Origin of the sequence: Actinophytocola sp. (assembly GCF_036555685.1) — a bacterium.
Classification (GTDB): Bacteria; Actinomycetota; Actinomycetes; order Mycobacteriales; family Pseudonocardiaceae; genus Actinophytocola.
Genome location: NZ_DATBKY010000153.1, coordinates 1 through 17,290 on the forward strand (window position 1 = coordinate 1; position 17,290 = coordinate 17,290).

General features: G+C 71.5%; 14 protein-coding genes. 12 read left to right on the forward strand and 2 right to left on the reverse strand.

What is annotated here, in order from left to right:
• Positions 1–42 precede the first annotated feature (42 nt).
• Entirely contained in the window at positions 43–1,662 is a 1,620-nt protein-coding gene (locus VH969_RS14535) for a BamB-related PQQ repeat family beta-propellar protein (protein ID WP_331974267.1), read from the reverse strand.
• A 236-nt stretch (positions 1,663–1,898) separates the two neighbouring features.
• Between VH969_RS14535 and VH969_RS14540 the strand changes: the two genes are divergently transcribed.
• From VH969_RS14540 to VH969_RS14555, 4 genes are read left to right on the forward strand one after another with little or no spacing between them, the layout of a single operon-like run.
• Positions 1,899–3,122 (forward strand): 3-deoxy-7-phosphoheptulonate synthase, encoded by a 1,224-nt coding sequence (locus tag VH969_RS14540; RefSeq protein ID WP_331974268.1) that lies wholly within the window; start codon positions 1,899–1,901, stop codon positions 3,120–3,122.
• Between the two features lie 2 nt (positions 3,123–3,124).
• Positions 3,125–3,937, forward strand: a complete 813-nt coding sequence (locus tag VH969_RS14545) for a 2,3-dihydro-2,3-dihydroxybenzoate dehydrogenase (RefSeq protein WP_331974269.1) — start codon at positions 3,125–3,127, stop codon at positions 3,935–3,937.
• Between the two features lie 50 nt (positions 3,938–3,987).
• Positions 3,988–4,641, forward strand: a complete 654-nt coding sequence (locus VH969_RS14550) for an isochorismatase family protein (protein ID WP_331974270.1) — start codon at positions 3,988–3,990, stop codon at positions 4,639–4,641.
• Complete coding sequence (locus tag VH969_RS14555) at positions 4,638–6,488, forward strand: anthranilate synthase family protein (RefSeq protein ID WP_331974271.1); 1,851 nt, start codon at positions 4,638–4,640, stop codon at positions 6,486–6,488. The genes VH969_RS14550 and VH969_RS14555 overlap by 4 nt, the downstream gene beginning before the upstream one ends.
• Here VH969_RS14555 and VH969_RS14560 read toward each other — a convergent pair.
• The gene (locus VH969_RS14560) at positions 6,468–8,045 is read right to left on the reverse strand and encodes an FAD-dependent monooxygenase (protein ID WP_331974272.1); all 1,578 of its coding nucleotides are present in this window, start codon (positions 8,043–8,045) and stop codon (positions 6,468–6,470) included. The genes VH969_RS14555 and VH969_RS14560 overlap by 21 nt on opposite strands.
• A gap of 136 nt (positions 8,046–8,181) precedes the next feature.
• Between VH969_RS14560 and VH969_RS14565 the strand changes: the two genes are divergently transcribed.
• From VH969_RS14565 to VH969_RS14600, 8 genes are all read left to right on the forward strand, one after another.
• Positions 8,182–9,462, forward strand: a complete 1,281-nt coding sequence (locus VH969_RS14565) for an aspartate kinase (RefSeq protein WP_331974273.1) — start codon at positions 8,182–8,184, stop codon at positions 9,460–9,462.
• 11 nt (positions 9,463–9,473) lie between these two features.
• On the forward strand, positions 9,474–10,265 hold the full coding sequence (locus VH969_RS14570; RefSeq protein WP_331974274.1) for a 2-amino-3,7-dideoxy-D-threo-hept-6-ulosonate synthase: 792 nt from the start codon (positions 9,474–9,476) through the stop codon (positions 10,263–10,265).
• Positions 10,262–11,362: a 3-dehydroquinate synthase II family protein gene (locus VH969_RS14575; RefSeq protein ID WP_331974275.1), complete on the forward strand. Its 1,101-nt coding sequence runs from the start codon at positions 10,262–10,264 to the stop codon at positions 11,360–11,362. Before VH969_RS14570 ends, VH969_RS14575 begins: the two co-directional genes overlap by 4 nt.
• Positions 11,363–11,366: 4 nt before the next feature.
• Positions 11,367–12,122, forward strand: coding sequence for an amidohydrolase family protein (locus VH969_RS14580; RefSeq protein WP_331974276.1), 756 nt, complete (start codon positions 11,367–11,369; stop codon positions 12,120–12,122).
• A 190-nt stretch (positions 12,123–12,312) separates the two neighbouring features.
• Positions 12,313–13,002 carry a hypothetical protein gene (locus VH969_RS14585; protein ID WP_331974277.1) on the forward strand — a complete coding sequence of 230 codons (690 nt, stop codon included), beginning with the start codon at positions 12,313–12,315 and terminating at the stop codon, positions 13,000–13,002.
• A gap of 173 nt (positions 13,003–13,175) precedes the next feature.
• Entirely contained in the window at positions 13,176–14,384 is a 1,209-nt protein-coding gene (locus VH969_RS14590; RefSeq protein WP_331974278.1) for an acyltransferase family protein, read from the forward strand.
• Positions 14,385–14,405: 21 nt separating this feature from the next.
• Positions 14,406–15,638, forward strand: coding sequence for a cytochrome P450 family protein (locus tag VH969_RS14595; protein WP_331974279.1), 1,233 nt, complete (start codon positions 14,406–14,408; stop codon positions 15,636–15,638).
• 144 nt (positions 15,639–15,782) lie between these two features.
• The gene (locus tag VH969_RS14600) at positions 15,783–17,255 is read left to right on the forward strand and encodes an MFS transporter (protein ID WP_331974280.1); all 1,473 of its coding nucleotides are present in this window, start codon (positions 15,783–15,785) and stop codon (positions 17,253–17,255) included.
• Positions 17,256–17,290: the final 35 nt, after the last annotated feature.

Below are 17,290 nucleotides of genomic sequence, written 5' to 3' on the forward strand. Positions count from 1 at the left end.
GAACCGCCGGCCGGCCGGCGGTTCCCCGCGTCGCGCACGTGCCTACAGCCCGAAGGCGAGCAGCACCCCGCCCTTGTCCGAGGCGTAGAACGGGAAATACGCAGCCTGCACGTACATCATGCCGTCCGCGATGACCGCGCCACCGTTGCCGCCGATGCCGCGGCCCTGCCCGGGCTGGCCGTTCACGCCGTCGTACTGGCGAACCGCGTCGTAGGTCCACAGGATCTTGCCGTCGCCGGCCGAGAAGATGCGCATCTTGCCGTCCGCGCTGCCTTCGTAGACCAGGCCGGGCGTGCCGCTCACCGCCGGGGTGAACGCCAGCTCGCAGAGCTCCGGCTCCGCCGCGGCGCCGCCGGTCGTGCAGCCGTCCGCCGGGTGGTTGGTCTGCCAGAGGATCTTCCCGGTGGCCGGGTCGAGCGCGAACAGCCGGCCGGGGTTGCTGCGCTGGGTAGCGGCGTAGATGCGCTTGCCGTCGTAGACGCTGCCCCACTCGACGCCGACGCTGCCCGGGTCCTTCAGGCTCGGGTCGAGCTTCGCGAGCTCGGTCTGCCACACGGTCTCGCCGGTGCGCGCGTCGAGGGCGTAGAACATGCCGCCCTTCTGGCCGATCGCCACGAGCTTGCGGCCACCGACGTCGATCACGTTGGCGCTGGCGCCGATGTCGGCGTCGAGCGCGTACTCGCCGGCGCCGGGGCAGTACTCGTTCGCGACGTCGTCACACGCGGCCGTGTACAGGTCCGGCGAGGTCAGCGTGTGCTTCCAGCGCGGCTTGCCGCTGTCGGTGTCCAGCGCGAGCATCGTGTCGATGTCGCCCTCGCTGCCGGTGGCGCTGTTCCCCGTGCCGACGAAGATCGTGCCGGTGTCCGCGTCGACCACCGGGCTGGACCAGACGCTGCCGCCCGACGGCGAGTACTTCGTCGCACCGCTCGGCCACGTCCCGACGGCCTTGGCCTCGGGCACGGTGTAGTACCGCCAGTCCACGGCACCGGTCCGGGCGTTCAGCGACACGACCTGGCCGCGGTGGGTGCAGCACGCGAAGTTCGGGTCGCGCGCGTTGCCGCCCTCGTCGGTCGACACGCCGATGAACACGTGCCCGTCGTGGACCAGCGGCGACCCGGTCATCCGTGCCGAGACGTGCGTGTCCACCTGCCGCGCCCACACGAGCCGGCCGGACTGCCGGTCGACCGCGTACACCCGGCCGGTGCTGTCGCCGAAGTACACGTTGTTCCCGACGACGGCCGCCCCGTCGCGCACGCTGTTGGTGTCGCCGGCGACGACCGTGGTGAGGTCGAACGTCCACCTGGTGGCCCCGGTCTTCGCGTCCAGCGCGAGGAACTTCGAGTTCGGCGCGCCGACGTAGAGCACACCGTCCACAATGGCCGGCTGGCTGCCGGTACGGGCGTAGGGGATGGCCGCGTAGCTGTAGGCCCACTTGAGCTTGAGGTTGCCCACGGTTTGCGGGTTGATCTTCGTCTCGGCCCCGTTGAACCGGGCGCCGGACGGGTCACCCTGCCACATGGACCAGTTCTGGCCCGCGGTCTGGTATGCCGTCGCGTTCGGGGAGGCCGGGATGCTCACGGCGAGCGCCGTCGATGCCAGCCCGGCGAGCCCGACGGCTAACGCCACGCGCATTGTGCGACCGGCCTTTGTCCTGATGTGCATTGGCAGCTCCGATGTAGACGATCAGGCGCTTCACCTTCCCAAGCACCATTCCCGGCCGGTAGTGATCGCGGCCGGGTCTCGAGGGGGGCTGGTCCCGGATTCGAGTTCCGTTGCCCAGCACGGGTTCTGCCCGCCTGTCGAGTCGCATTGACCCGGTCTTGAGTGAGTCACGAGTGCGCCGCTTGAGCCTGTCATCACACGGGCGACAACTGGGCTGCCTCCGCTGGAGGGTGTTTATGATCCGCGACAGCACATCGATCGGCGACTTCTCGGCCGCGAGCTTCGACGCCTGGCGGGCGGCGGCCCGACAACAGCCGGACTGGTCGGATCCCGGGCTGGCCGAACAGGTCCGCGAGGAGCTCGCGATGCTGCCGCCGCTGGTCTCGCTCGACGAGACCGCCCGGCTGCGCGAGCTGCTCGCCGGCGTGGTGGCCGGCCGCGGCTGGGTCGTCCAGACCGGCGACTGCGCCGAGGATCCCGCCGACTGCACCCCGCGCGTGATCGCCCGCAAGGTCGGCCTCGTCGACGAGCTCGCCCGGACGCTGTCCGGTGACTCCGGCGAGCCGGTCGTCCGCGTCGGACGGATCGCCGGCCAGTTCGGCAAGCCCCGCTCGGCGGCGACCGAGCTGGTCGACGGCGTCGAGCTGCCCGTGTTCCGCGGCCACATGGTGAACAGCCCGGAAGCCGACCACGAGTCCCGCCGGCACGACCCGAAGCGCGTGGTGCACGGCTACTGGGCGGCGAGCGCGGCCGTGGACCTGCTGCGCCCGCGGTTATCCGGCACGGACATCGTGGTGGACCCCGGCCGGAACCGGGTGTGGACGAGCCACGAGGCCCTGCTGCTGGACTACGAGCTGCCGATGGTGCGGCCCACGCCCACCGGGTCCCTGCTGCTGACCTCCACGCACTGGCCGTGGATCGGCGACCGCACGAGGCAGCTGCACGGCGCCCACGTCCGCCTGCTCGCCGCGGTCGACAACCCGGTGGCGTGCAAGGTGGGCCCGACGACGACCGCGGACGAGCTGCTGGCGCTGTGCGAGTCGCTGGACCCCGGCCGCGAGCCGGGCCGGCTCACGCTGATCTCCCGGATGGGCGCGAGCCGGGTGTCCGACCTGCTGCCCGGCCTGGTGTCCGCGGTGCACGCCAACGGCTGGCCGGTCATCTGGCTGTGCGATCCCATGCACGGCAACACGATCGCCACGCCGGCCGGGCGGAAGACCCGGCTGCTCCCGTCGGTGCTCGGCGAGGTGCGGACGTTCCACGCGGTGGTGACCGGCACTGGTGCCGTGGCCGGCGGGCTGCACCTGGAGGCGACGCCCGACGAGGTGACCGAGTGCGTGTCCGACCTGGCCGCGTTCGAGACGGACGCGCCCGACGCGTACACGACGCTGTGCGACCCCCGGCTGAACACCCACCAGGCGGTCGCGGTGGCCGCCCTGTGGCACGAGATCGCGAGGTAGGCATGCAGAGCGAAACAAGCGGCGAAACAAGCGGCGAAACCGGCGGCTTATCGAGCGGCACGGTCGCCTACGTCACCGGCGCGGCCGGCGGCATCGGCGCGGCGATCTGCCGGACACTCGCCGAGCAGGGCGTGCACGTGGCGGCCGCGGACCGTGACGCAGAGCGGCTCGCGCTGGCGGTGAAGGAGCTCACCCGCGACGGGCTGGCCGCCACGGCGTTTCCGGTGGACGTCACGTCCAGCGGCGACGTCGACGCCTCGGTCGCGGCCGTGGAGGCACGGCTCGGCCCGGTCGACAAGCTGGTCAACGCGGCCGGGGTGCTGCGTCCGGGGCCGGCGCTCGACATTTCCGACGACGACTGGGCCACCACGTTCGCGGTCAACGTGTCCGGCGTGTTCCACGTCTCCCGCGCGGTCGTCGGCCGGATGCGGGAGCGGGGGCGCGGCGCGGTCGTCACGGTGGCGTCCAACGCGGCGGCCGTCGCGCGCAGCGGCATGGCCGCGTACGCCGCGTCGAAGGCAGCGGTCACCAGCTTCACGAAGTCCCTCGGGCTCGAGGTCGCGCGGCACGGCATCCGGTGCAACGTCGTGGCACCCGGCTCGACGGACACGCCGATGCTGAGCGCGCTGTGGAACGGCGGCGACTGGGCCCGCGCGTCGATCGACGGCGCACCGGAGGCGTACCGGGTCGGCATCCCGCTCGGCAAGGTAGCGACGCCGGCGGACATCGCCGACGCCGTCCTGTTCCTGCTGTCCGACCGCGCCGGCCACGTCACCATGCACAGCCTGACCGTCGACGGCGGCGCGACGCTCTGACCCCGAGTCCTGGATCGAGACCTGGATCGAGAACTAGGAGGAAGCCGGCCATGGCTGGTTTACCCGAGATCAAGCCCTACCCGATGCCCACGGCGGCCGACCTGCCGCCGTCGACTCCACAATGGAGGGTCGATCCGCGGCGCGCGGTGCTGCTCGTGCACGACCTGCAGCGGTACTTCCTGCGCGCGTTCCCGCAGGGCGAGTCGCCGGTCGTCGACCTGGTGCGCAACGCGGCCCTGCTCCGCGAGCGGTGCGCGGCGCTGGGCATGCCGGTCGCGTACACCGCGCAGCCCGGCAGCATGACCGAGGCGCAGCGCGGGCTGCTCGCGGACTTCTGGGGGCCGGGCATGACCGCCACGCCGGCCGACCGCGCGGTCGTCGACCCGGTCGCACCGTCCGGGTCGGACTGGATGCTGACGAAGTGGCGCTACAGCGCGTTCCACAAGTCCGACCTGGCCGAGCGCATGCGCGCGACCGGCCGGGACCAGCTGGTGATCTGCGGCGTCTACGCGCACGTCGGCGTGCTGATGACCGCGTGCGACGCGTTCACCCAGGACATCCAGCCGTTCCTGGTCGCCGACGCGGTCGCCGACTTCTCACCCGAGTACCACCGGCTGGCCCTGGACTACGCCGCCGCCCGGTGCGCGCTGGTCACCACGACCCAGGGCGTCCTCGCCGAGCTCACTTTGGAGGTGGCGGCATGACCGATCCGTTCGGCCGGGTACTCGCCGGCGACCCGCCGTCCTTCGCGCTGCTGCACCGGCCGCACACCGGCGACCGCGTCGACGTCCTGCTCGGCACCGTGTCGCAAGTGGACACCCTCGCGGACATCCCGGTCACCGGTGAGCCCGGGCACCAGGTGCTCGCCGTGATCCCCTTCCGGCAGCTGGCCGAGCGCGGGTTCGCCGCGGCCGACGACGGCGCCCCGCTGCTGACGATGGAGATCGGCGAGCAGGACGCGGTCGGAGTCGCCGAGGCGCTCCGCCGGCTCCCGGACGTGCCGATCGACGTGGCGCCGGGCGCCTTCGACACCGCGGACGACGACTACGCCGACCTGGTGCGCGCGATCGTCGCGGACGAGATCGGCCAGGGCAAGGGCGCCAACTTCGTCATCAAGCGCACGTTCGTCACCGACATCGCGGGCTACTCGCCGGCGAGCGCGCTGACGTTCTTCCGCCGCCTGCTCGAGCGCGAGTCCGGCGCCTACTGGACCTTCGTCGTGCACACGCCGGAGCGGACGTTCGTCGGCGCCAGCCCCGAGCGGCACGTCAGCCTCGACGGCGGCGTCGCGGTGATGAACCCGATCAGCGGCACCTACCGCTACCCGCCGGCCGGGCCGTCGCTGCCCGACGTGCTGGCGTTCCTCGCCGACCGCAAGGAGACCGACGAGCTGTTCATGGTCGTCGACGAGGAGCTCAAGATGATGGCCCGGGTCTGCGACACCGGACCGACGGTCATCGGCCCGTACCTCAAGGAGATGTCGCGCCTCGCGCACACCGAGTACCTGATCGAGGGCCGCACCTCTCGCGACGTCCGGGACATCCTGCGGGAGACGCTGTTCGCGCCGACCGTGACCGGCAGCCCGGTGGAGAGCGCGTGCCGGGTGATCAACACCTACGAGCCGCACGGGCGTGGTTACTACAGCGGCGCGATCGCGCTCATCGGCCGCGACGACGCCGGCGAGCGGACGATGGACTCGGCGATCCTCATCCGCACGGCCGACATCGACCGGTCCGGCCGCGTGCGGATCGGGGTCGGCGCGACGCTGGTCCGCCACTCCGACCCGGAGTCGGAGGTGGCGGAGACCAAGGCCAAGGCCGCCGGCCTGCTGGCCGCGCTCGGCGCCGGTACGACGCGCTTCGGGACGCATCCGCAGGTGCGGGCGCTGCTCGACGAGCGCAACGGGACCATCGCCCGGTTCTGGCGGGAGCCGGCCGGCGGGGGCGCCGATCCGGAGCTGGCCGGCCGGCGCGTGTTGATCGTCGACGCCGAGGACACGTTCACCTCGATGATCGCGCGGCAGCTGCGCTCGCTCGGCCTCGACGTCGCCGTCCGCCGGTTCGACGAACCGTACGATGTGGACGAACACGAGCTCGTCGTGATGGGTCCCGGTCCGGGCGACCCGACCGACCTCGCCGACCCGAAGATCGCCGCGCTGCGCACCACGATCGGCCGGCTGCTCGACGAGGACCGCCCGTTCCTCGCGGTCTGCCTGAGTCACCAGACGCTCTGCGCGCTGCTCGGGCTCGAGCTGGTCCGCCGCGCGGTGCCCAACCAGGGGCTGCAGAAGGAGATCGACCTGTTCGGCCGGCGCACCCGGGTCGGCTTCTACAACACGTTCGCCGGCCACAGCGACACCGACCTGCTGGCCGGTGGCATCGAGGTCTGCCGCGACCGGGAGTCCGGCGAGATCCACGCGCTGCGCGCGGCGAGCTTCCACTCCATGCAGTTCCACGCCGAGTCGGTGCTGACCGCCGACGGGGTGGCGATCCTGCGCGACGCGCTCACCGGCCTGCTGCGCCCGGCCGCCTCACCGCGGCTCGCGGCCTGACACCAGGTCCACGATGCCCAGCCAGTCGTCGGGCGCGGTGTCGCCGCGCCAGGCGACGTGCTGGTCCGGCCGGACGAGCACGAGGTCGCGCTCCCAGACGGCGCGGGCCGCGGGATCGTCGACCGGCAGGTACGTCACGGGCACGCCGTGGCGCACGGCCTCCTTCGCCGCCACCTCGCCCGCACCGGAGAAGTCCACGAGCGTGAACGCCGGGCCGAGCCGGTCGAACAGGGCCGTCCCGTCGGCCAGCCGCACCGACGGCGCGCGGCCGCCGGGCCAGGTTGTCGGCACGATCTCGTGCATGCGCCACGCCGGTTCCGGGCCGTCCTCGTGCGCGACCACCGGCGAGCGGGCGTACCGGTGGCCGAAGTGGATGCCGGTGTTCGCTATCTGGCCGGACTCCTCCTCGAGGAAGCCGGCGAGCTGCGCCCGGGACGCCCCCGCGGCGGCGAGGCCGCCGAACCGGCGCGCCACCTCCAGCAGGTTCGCGCACATCTCCCGGTTGAACACGGCGACCGGGCGGCGCTCGGCCTCGTAGCTGTCCAAAAGCGACTCGCCACCCCACCCGTGCAGCCGGGCGGCGAGCTTCCACCCCAGGTCCACCGCATCCGCCACGCCCGTGTTCGCGCCATGCCCGCCGAACGGGTAGTACCGGTGCGCCGCGTCGCCGGCGAGGAACACCGGGCCGGCCCGGTAGCGGTCGGCCACCGCCAGTGCGCCCTGCCAGCCGCTGACGCTGAGCACCTCGCCGACCTCGAGCCCGAAGCCGAGCTTGTCCCGCAGGACCCCGACCGGGTCGTCTACTTCGGACGCCTCGGTGTCCACCTGGAACGACGCGGTCCACAGGTCCCGCTCGTCGCGCGACACCAGCGTCACGCCGGTGGTGGTGCTCGTGACGAACGCGCGGCCGTGCGTGCGCAGCCGCGGGTCGGCCGAGCGGAAGTAGATCGAGCAGCGCTGGGTCGTGGGCGCGGCGACCGGCATGCCGACGCCGATGGCGCGGCGCACCGCGCTGCCCGCGCCGTCGCAGCCGACCAGGAACCGCGCCCGGATCGCGTGCCCGGCGCCGGTGCCGTCGGCGACCAGGGCCACGTCCCCGTCGATGCCCGTGCAGGTCAGGCCCTCGCGCAGGTCGACGAGCGGGTGGGCGCGGACCGCGTCGCGCAGCGTCTCCTCGAGCACGTTGCCCGGGATCCGCTGGTGGCTCTCGAGCGGGGCGCTGCCGTCGTTGACCGCCCGCGACCGGGCGGCCTTCTCGGCCGGCGACGGTCCGTACCAGACACTGATCGGCGGGTCGGCGGGACCGGTCGTCCACACGAAGTTGCCGGAGAGCGTCGGGTCCACGCAGCGGTCACGCACCCGTTCGGCCAGGCCGAGCCGCCGCAGCAGCTCCATCGTCCGGCCGTTCAGGTAGTCCATCTTGGGAAACAGCGGGGGCGCGGCCGACCGCTCCACGACGACGCTGGCGACGTCGTGGCGGGCCAGCTCGAGCGCGAGGACCGAGCCCACCGGTCCCGCCCCGACGATCAACACGTCGGTCAACACCTGTGCTCGCACCCGCCAAGGGTGGCCCGCGCTCGTCCCGGTGTCAGTGGACCGCCGACCCAACCGCGCGGGACGCCGGTCACGAATTCCCCGCCGCGCGGGACCCGCGACAGACGTGCGTGGGACGAGCCCGACCGACTCTCGAGTCATGGCTGTCCTTGTGCAGAAGTACGGCGGGAGCTCGCTCGCCACACTCGCGAAGGTGCGCCTGGTGGCGAACCGCGTGGCGCATGAGCACCGGGCGGGCCGGGCGACCGTGGTCGTCGTGTCCGCACGCGGGGACACCACCGACGACCTGCTGCGCCTGGCCTGCGAGGTCCACCCGGACGTCCAGACCGACGCCGAGAGCGCGACCGCCCGCGAGGTCGACCAGCTGCTGGTCACCGGCGAGGCCGCGGCCGCGGCACAGCTCGCCCTCGCGCTGCTGCGCATCGGCGTGCCCGCGGTGTCGCTCACCGGGCCGCAGGCCGGCATCCGGGTGACCGGCCGGCACGGCGCCGCGGTGATCGACTCGATCGACCCGGCCCGCGTGCTGGGCCTGCTCGACGCGGGCAACGTCGTCGTCATCGGCGGCTTCCACGGCAGCACCGTGGACGGCGACGTGGCCACGCTCGGCCGCGGCGGCTCGGACACCACCGCCGTCGCCGTGGCCGCCGCGCTCGGCGCCGAGCAGTGCGAGATCTTCACCGACGTCGACGGCGTCTACACCGCGGACCCGCGGATCGTGCCCGGCGCGCGGAAGGTGGCGACCGTCGATCCCGGGGTCATGGCCGAGCTGGCGTTCGCGGGCGCGGGCGTGCTGCACAGCCGGGCGGTCGAGCTGGCCGCGATGAAGGACGTCGTCCTGCACGTGCGCAACTCCGCCGGCCACGAGCTCGGCACCGCGGTGCTGAACACGGGCGCCGACGGTCCACTCGAGACGAGCGGCGCGGTCGTGGCGGTCACGCACGACCGCGACGTGGCGCGGATCCTCGTGCAGGCACGCGGCGGTACCGACCTCGCCACCGAGGTCCTGGCGATCCTCGCGCGGCACTCGGTGCCGGTCGACCTGATCGCCCGGTCGGGCCCGCACGAGGACGAGTTCCGCATGGGCTTCACGATCCGCCGCAGCGACGTCGCCGAGGTCCGGCAGGCGCTGGAGGCGGCCGCCGGCACGCGCGACGGGTCGGTCCGGGTGGACGAGAACGTCACCAAGGTGTCGCTGATCGGCACCGGGTTGCTCAGCCGCCCCACCTACATCGCCCGCATGACCGCCGCTCTCTCCGCCGCCGGCATCCCGACGAGCTGGGTGTTCACCTCGCAGCTGCGTGCCTCGGTGACCGTGCCGGCCGACCGCGCGCTCGACGCGGTGACCCTGCTGCACGACGAGTTCGGCATCGGACAGGACACCGGAAAGGACGCCACCCCCGACCTACGCCGGCCGGCCTGAGAGGACACCACGTGACGGCCAACCACTTCGCCCGCGACGTGCGCACGCGACGCCTGTACCGCTACGGCGGCGACGGGCTCGTCGTCGTCCCGCTGGACCACACGATCAGCGACGGCCCGGTGATTCCCGGGCGCATCGACGCGCTCGTCGGCAAGCTCGCCGGCAACGGCGTCGACGCGATCGTGCTGCACAAGGGCGGCGTCCGGCACGTGCAGCCGCGCTGGTTCACCGAGCTGTCGCTGGTGATCCACCTGTCGGCGAGCACCGTGCACGCGCCCGACCCGGACGCCAAGTACCTCGTGAGCGGGGTGGCCGAGGCGCTGCGGCTCGGCGCGGACGCGATCAGCGTGCACGTGAACATCGGCTCGGCCGGCGAGCGGGAGCAGATCGCCGACCTCGGCGCGGTGGCGGACGCCTGCGACCGCTGGAACGTCCCGCTGCTCGCGATGATGTACCCGCGCGGGCCGCGGATCGCGAACCCGCGGGACCCGGAGCTCGTCGCGCACGCGGCCACGCTCGCCATGGACCTCGGCGCGGACGTCGTCAAGGTGCCCTTCGCCGGCACCGCCGCCGAGATGGCGGACGTGGTCCGCGCCTGCCCGGTCCCCCTCATCGTGGCCGGCGGCCCGGCCGCGGCCACCGACGACGAGGTGCTCGCCTACGTGGCGGAGGCGCTGCGCGGTGGCGTGGCCGGCGTCGCCATGGGCCGCAAGATCTTCCAGGCGGACGACCCGGGGCGCCTCGCCCGCCGGGTCGCGCAGCTCGTCCACAAGCAGCCCACTATCGAAGGAGTGGCGGCGTGAAACTCTGTTGGCTGGACGTACGGGCCACCGGCCCGGCAAAGCAAGCGATCATCGAAGAGGCCGTGCACCAGCGCATCGACGCCATCGTCGCCGACGATGCCGCCGATTTCGCGGGCCTGCCCCCGACCGTGAAGAAGGTCCTGCTGCTCGCCGGGCGCGAGCTGCCGGGCGACTTCGCCGGCGCCGACGTGGTGATCGTCGGCGACGAGCACCCGAGCACGGCCGAGCTCTCGCTCGTCCACCCGGACGTCGAGTTCGGCCGGTTCGTCGAGATCATCGACAAGGACACGCTCGACGTGGCCTGCCAGGCCGCGGCGACCGAGCGGTGGAGCGTGCTGCTCTTCCGCGACCCCACGAAGATCCCGCTGGAGATCGTGCTGGCCGCGGCCGCGCGCGCGGAGGGCAGCAACATCACGGTCGCCGGCGACATCGAGGAGGCCGAGATCATCTTCGGCGTGCTCGAGCACGGCTCGGACGGCGTGATGCTGGCCCCCGCGGCCGTCGGCGACGCGACCGGGCTCAAGACGGCGGCCCTGGCCGAGCCCGGCAACCTGGAGCTCGTCGAGCTCGAGGTCGTCGAGACCGCCCACGTCGGCATGGGCGAGCGGGCCTGTGTGGACACGTGCACGCACTTCCGCGAGGACGAGGGCATCCTGGTCGGCTCGCACTCCAAGGGCATGATCCTCTGCGTCAGCGAGACGCACCCGCTGCCGTACATGCCGACGCGGCCGTTCCGGGTCAACGCCGGCGCGATCCACTCGTACACGGTGTCGGCGGCCGGGCGGACCAACTACCTGAGCGAGCTGCAGTCCGGCAGCAAGGTGCTGGCCGTGGACGTGAAGGGCCAGACCCGGATCGTCACCGTGGGCCGGGTGAAGATCGAGTCGCGGCCGCTGATCTCGATCACCGCGGAGGCGCCGAACGGCGTGCGCGTCAACCTGATCCTGCAGGACGACTGGCACGTGCGGGTGCTGGGTCCGGGCGGCGTGGTGCTCAACAGCACCGAGCTGAAGCCGGGCGACAAGGTGCTCGGCCACCTGCCGACCGAGGACCGGCACGTCGGCTACCCGATCAACGAGTTCTGCCTGGAGAAGTAGCCGGATGGCGGCGCAGCCGATCTTCGACGCGCACAGCCGGCTCGCCCGCGGACCCGACCCGCGTGGCCGGATGCTGTCCACGATGGACGAGCACGGCATCCGGCACGCGGTCGTGTCCGGCGGCGGGGTCCTGGACCTCGACACGCTGGCCCGGCAGATCGTGCACGGCGGGGGCACCACGGCCGACGCGGACAACGACGCGGTGCTGGCCGTGTGTGCCGCGTCGGACGGGCGGCTGCTGCCGTCGTTCTTCGTCAACCCGCACGGCGACCCGGCGGACTACCTCGCGCGGGCCGCCGGGTTCGTGGCCGTGGAGATCTCCCCCGCCATCCACGGCGTGCCGCTGTCCGACCGGCGGATCGCTGCCTTCGTCGAGGCGGCGATCATCGCCGGGCACCCGGTGTACACGGTGTGCCTGCCCCGCCCCGGCGACACGGTGGCCGACCTCGTCGGCCTGGCCCGCCGGTTCCCCTCGGCGACGTTCGTCCTCGGCCACCTCGGCACGCACCTGATCGACAGCTACGCGATCGACCTCGTGTCCGAAGTGGACAATGTGTTCGTGGAGACGTCCGGTGGGTTCACGGTCGCGCTGCGCGTCGCGCTGGAGCGGCTCGGCCCCGGCCGGCTGCTGTTCGGCACCGAGTCACCGCACCAACACCCGGCCGTCGAGCTGGCGAAATACGCCGCCCTGGACCTGCCCGCGGCCGCCTGGCGGCGGATAGCCTGGGAGAACGCCCACCGCCTCTTCGCCGCGGGCTGACCGCGACCTCGGTACCACCCCGCTTGAGCCGTTCCGGTGAACAACCACATCCCTCCGCTGCCGTAGCTCGCGAACCGGTCGAGACCGTGTCGGGAAATCACCGACGGTAAGCGCGCACCGCTAAGGTCGAGACATCAGCGGTTCCCACTAGCGCGCGCATCGTTCGTGCGGCTGCGGAGGCGAAACGACAATGACGACAACTCGGTCCACCCAGGCAGCGGTGACGCGGTCCGGCCCGGGTCTGCTCATTCCGGCCGTCACCACCGTCGCCCTTTTCGCGGTAAGCCTGATCATCGGGGTGGCCTTCACCGGAAACGTGTACGCCAACCCGTTCGGCGACGGAAACGACATACAGCAGTACTTCGCCGACAACGCGACGGCGGTCCGGTGGGTGGCGTTCTTCCAGCTCGGCTCCGCGATCACGCTCGCCGAGTTCACCGCCGCGGCGTGGTCGCGGCTGCGTGAGTTCAGCGCGAAGATCACCGACGGCGTCGCCGTCGGCACGATCGGCGGCACGATCGCGGCGCTGTTCCTCGCGCTCAACTCGATCCTCCAGTGGACGCTCACGCAGGCGTCGGTCACCGGCGACCAGCCGTTGGTGCGGGCGATGAACTTCCTGTTCTTCGGGCTCGGCGGCCCGGCACACGTCGCCGGCCTCGGCCTCATGGTGCTCGGGTTCGGCGTGACCAGCATGGTGCTCGGGATCGTGCCGCGCTGGTTCGGCATCGCGAGCATCGTGGTCTGCGTGCTCTGCGAGCTGTCGACGATCACGGTGCTCACCGAGGCCGCGTCGCCGTTCATCCCGCTCGGCCGGTTCACCGCGCTGATCTGGATCATCGTGGCCGCGGTCATGCTACGCCGCGCCCGCCCGGCCGCCTGACGAATTCGACATCGGACCACCCGGCACCGCCGGGTGGTCCTCTTTCCGCCCCGATCGCGGAGAATTTCCCGTTTCGCCGTGGACCTGCGACCCGTGGCACTGGGACCGCTTGCGGTGAGGCTTGAGCTGACATCAAGTCGTCCCCTGTCCGCCCGGCGAAAGGCGAGACCGCCGTGTCAACGAAAGCACCGACATATACCCCGGACACACTGAATCCGGCGAAGACGCGGTTACCGTCGCTGACCGGTCTCCGCTGGGTCGCGGCGTTGACGATCTTCATCGTCCACTCGACGATGCTGTACAACGCCTACGACCCGGCGGTTCCGGTGAGCCTGTGGGGTGACCAGAGCGTCGCCCAGGGCATCAACGACTTCATGGTGCCCTTCGGGTTCGTCTGCCTGTCCTTCTTCTTCATCCTGAGCGGCTTCGTCCTCAACTGGACGGTCGACATGAAGGAGAAGGCGCGGACGATCTGGCGGCGCCGTATCGCGAAGCTGTTCCCCAACCACATCGTCACGTGGGCCGTCTGCATGGTCCTGTTCGCGGCGGCGACCGTGCCGACCTACTCGTGGCTGCCCAACCTGTTCCTGCTGCACTCCTGGTCGCCGGACCCCGACGTCCAGTCGGGCGTGAACTTCCCGGTCTGGTCGCTGTGCTCGGAGCTGCTCTTCTACCTGCTGTTCCCGTTCCTCATCAAGCCGATCCGGCGGATCGCGCAGCACCGCCTGTGGTGGTGGGCCGGCTCCATGGCGATCGGCATCGTGGTGTTCAACCTGATCACGCTCTACCTGATCAACGACGCGAACCCCACGCCGGTGATCCCGCTGTCGCTCGACCAGATCTGGTTCTCCTACAAGTTCCCGGTCGGGCGCATGTTCGAGTTCGTGCTCGGCATGATCATGGCCCGGATCGTGCAGGCCGGCATGTTCCCGCGGATCAAGGCCGGCTGGGTGGCGCTGCTGTACCTGGCGGGTTTGGTCGCGGCGTCCTTCATCCCGGCGCCGTGGCAGTTCAGCCTCGTCACGCTGGTGCCGAACGCCGTCGTCATCGCCGCCGTGGCGCAGTCGGACGTGCGCGGGAACCGCAACTTCCTGTCCAGCAAGCCGATGATCTTCCTCGGCAACATCTCGTTCGCCTTCTTCGTGGTCCAGGCGCCGCTCGTGGTGTGGGGCCGCACGCAGCTCACCGGCACGTTCAGCACGCCGGTGGCCACGCTGCTGTGGTTCGCCGAGCTCGGCGCGACGATCCTCGTCGCCTGGGTGCTCTACAGCGTCGTGGAGATGCCGGTGATGAAGCACTGGAGCCGCAAGAAGCGGCCCGTCACCACTCTGCCCGAGGCCCGGACGGAGCGGTCGGCGGCCGAGAGCGAACTCGTCGCCTGATCACTATCCGGAAGGACTGCCATGACGGAATCCGGCACCGAGCCGAAGCTGCTCGACCTGCTGTTCGACCGCGACAGGTACCGGGAGCTGCGTGACTCGGGACCGGTCACCAAGGTGCGCCACTTCAACGGCTCACCTGCGTGGCTGGTCACCCGCCACGAGGACGTCATGGCAGTCCTCGCCGACCCACGGGTGAGCAGCAACCCCGCTCACCAGACCCGGATCGACACCACGGCCGCACCCGGGCTGCCGCCGGAGTACCTGCGCTACCTGGGCCGGTCGGTGTCCATGATGGACCCGCCGGACCACACCCGGGTGCGCCGCCTGGTGTCGAAGGTCTTCACCGCGCGCCGCGTCCAAGAGCTGCGGCCGCGCGTCCAGCGGCTCACCGACGACCTGCTCGACGACCTCGAGCAGGCGGGTGAGCTGGACCTGCTCGAGCGCTTCGCGTACCCGCTGCCGTTCGCGGTGATCAGCGAGCTGCTCGGCGTGCCCGAGGAGTTCCGCGCGCCGTGGCGCGCGGCGCTCGAGGGCATGATGTGGGGCGCGTGGGAGCAGATCGCTCCCGGCGCGCAGACGATGGTCGACTACGCCGTCCGGCTCGTCCACCTGCGACGCGACGAGCCGGGCGACGACCTCACCTCGGCGCTCGTGCGCGCCCGGGACGCCGACGGGGACCAGCTCGACGACGACGAGCTGATCTCGCTGGTGATCACGATTCTGAACGCGGGTCACGAGACGAGCGCGCAGCTCATCGCGAACGGCACGTTCGCCCTGCTCTCCCACCCCGACCAGCTGGCGCTGCTGCGGGCGAACCCCAAGCTGCTGCCGTCGGCGATCGAGGAGATGCTGCGCTACTGGGGCGCCGCCGAGCTCGCCGCGCTGCGCTTTCCGACCGAGCCGATCGAGGTCGGCGGTGTCCGCATCGAGGCGGGCGAGGTCGTGCAGCTGTTGTGGGGCGCGGCGAACCGGGACGAGGCCAGGTTCGCCGATCCGGAGAAGTTCGACATAACGCGCAAGCAGAATCTACATGTTTCTTTCGGGCACGGAATCCACTATTGTCTCGGCGCCGCGTTGGCGCGAATGGAAGGTTCCGTCGCATTGAGTACGTTGTTGCAAAGGTATCCGGAGCTGTCACTTGCGGCACCCGCTGAGCAAATCGCCTGGAAGCGTGGCTTTCCTCGCGGCATCAACCGTTTGGAGGCTTTGCCCATCCGGTTCGGTGCGCGCAGGATCGACAGGGCCGCGGCTTGATCCGCGCCTCTCGGAGGAATTTCGAGAACCGGTCGGGACCGGCTCGAGACCCGCTCAAGAACGGCCTAACGCGCGTCCGGATGCACCTACGCTCGATTTGACTACCGTCCGTCCCGACATTGTGACAAAACGGAGCTCAATCCCATGACCTCGACCGACAGCCGCTCAGGCCACGGAGGCACCGCCGCCCAGACGGCGATCCCGGTGTCGAAGCGCTGGTTCGCCCTCGCCGTACTGGCCCTCGCCCAGCTCATGATCGGTCTCGATGCGACGATCATGAACATCGCTTTGCCGTCCGCGCAAGCGGATCTGCACGCCGCGGACGCCGACCGGGCGTGGGTGATCACCGCGTACACGCTCGCGCTCGCCGGGCTGCTGATGGTCGGCGGGCGGATCGCGGACTACCTGGGTCGCAAGCGTGCGTTCCTGATCGGCCTGGCCGGCTTCTGCGTCGCGTCGGCCGTCGGCGGTGCGGCGGCGAGCTTCGGCATGCTCGTGGCCGGCCGTGCGCTGCAGGGCGCGTTCGCGGCGGTCCTCACGCCGGCCGTGCTGTCGCTGCTGACCGTGACGTTCACCGAACCGAAGGAGCGGGCCAAGGCGTTCGCCGTGTACGGCGCCATCGCGAGCGGTGGTGGCGCGGTCGGCCTGCTGCTCGGTGGTTTCCTCACCGAGCACGCGTCGTGGCGCTGGACCCTGTACGTCAACGTGCTCATCGGCCTCGCGGTCGGCATCGCCGGCGCGCTGATCTTCGTCGGCACGGAGTCGGGCAGCCGGGCCCGGTTCGACATTCCGGGCGTGCTGCTGGTGTCCGGCGGTCTGGTGGCCGTCGTGTACGCGTGCAGCGAGGCCGTCACCGCGACGTGGAGCTCGACCGAGGTGATCACGCTGCTGATCACCTCGGCGGTGCTGCTCGCCGGGTTCGTGCTGTGGGAGTCGCGCGCGGCGCAGCCGTTGCTGCCGTTGCGGGTGCTCAAGGACCGCAACCGGGTCGGCCCGTGCATCGCGTCGGGCCTCGCGGTGGTCGGCATGTTCGGCATGTTCCTGCTGCTGACCTACTACTTCCAGGTGGTCCTCGGGTACTCGCCGGTGATGGCGGGCCTCGCGTTCCTGCCGATGGTGATCGGCATCGCGGTGAGCGCGTTCTTCATCGCGAGCCCGCTGCTGCCGAAGGTCCCGCCGCGGTTCCTGATCGCGCCGGGCCTGGTCGTGGCCGCGGTCGGCCTGTGGCTGCTGACGTTCCTGACGGTCGACAGCGGCTTCGTGGCCTACACGCTGCCCGCGGAGGTCCTCATCGGACTCGGGCTGGGCGTGGTGATCACGCCGGGCTTCTCGGTCGCGACACAGAACGTCGACCGGCGCGACGCGGGTGTCGTGTCGGCGCTGGTGAGCACGGCGCAGCAGATCGGCGGCTCGGTGGGCACCGCCCTGCTGAACACGATCGCCGCGAGCGCGACGGTGGCCTACCTGGCCACCCACGACCCGGCGGACGAGAAGCCGGCCCTGGTCCACGGCTACACGACGGCCACGGCCTGGGCGGCCGGCATCCTGCTGGTGGCCGCGGTACTGGCCGCCATCCTCATCAACGCCCCGAAGCCGGCCCCACGCCCGCAGGGCTGAGCGTTCACGACGAGAGTGGCGGGGCCGGCCACCGC

What these genes read in the sequence shown, in the direction of transcription:
- VH969_RS14535 (WP_331974267.1), bottom strand. Translation starts at nt 1,662, where the DNA reads ATGCACATCAGGACAAAGGCCGGTCGCACAATGCGCGTGGCGTTAGCC.
- VH969_RS14540 (WP_331974268.1), top strand. Translation starts at nt 1,899, where the DNA reads ATGATCCGCGACAGCACATCGATCGGCGACTTCTCGGCCGCGAGCTTC.
- VH969_RS14545 (WP_331974269.1), top strand. Translation starts at nt 3,125, where the DNA reads ATGCAGAGCGAAACAAGCGGCGAAACAAGCGGCGAAACCGGCGGCTTA.
- VH969_RS14550 (WP_331974270.1), top strand. Translation starts at nt 3,988, where the DNA reads ATGGCTGGTTTACCCGAGATCAAGCCCTACCCGATGCCCACGGCGGCC.
- VH969_RS14555 (WP_331974271.1), top strand. Translation starts at nt 4,638, where the DNA reads ATGACCGATCCGTTCGGCCGGGTACTCGCCGGCGACCCGCCGTCCTTC.
- VH969_RS14565 (WP_331974273.1), top strand. Translation starts at nt 8,182, where the DNA reads ATGGCTGTCCTTGTGCAGAAGTACGGCGGGAGCTCGCTCGCCACACTC.
- VH969_RS14580 (WP_331974276.1), top strand. Translation starts at nt 11,367, where the DNA reads ATGGCGGCGCAGCCGATCTTCGACGCGCACAGCCGGCTCGCCCGCGGA.
- VH969_RS14585 (WP_331974277.1), top strand. Translation starts at nt 12,313, where the DNA reads ATGACGACAACTCGGTCCACCCAGGCAGCGGTGACGCGGTCCGGCCCG.
- VH969_RS14595 (WP_331974279.1), top strand. Translation starts at nt 14,406, where the DNA reads ATGACGGAATCCGGCACCGAGCCGAAGCTGCTCGACCTGCTGTTCGAC.
- VH969_RS14600 (WP_331974280.1), top strand. Translation starts at nt 15,783, where the DNA reads ATGACCTCGACCGACAGCCGCTCAGGCCACGGAGGCACCGCCGCCCAG.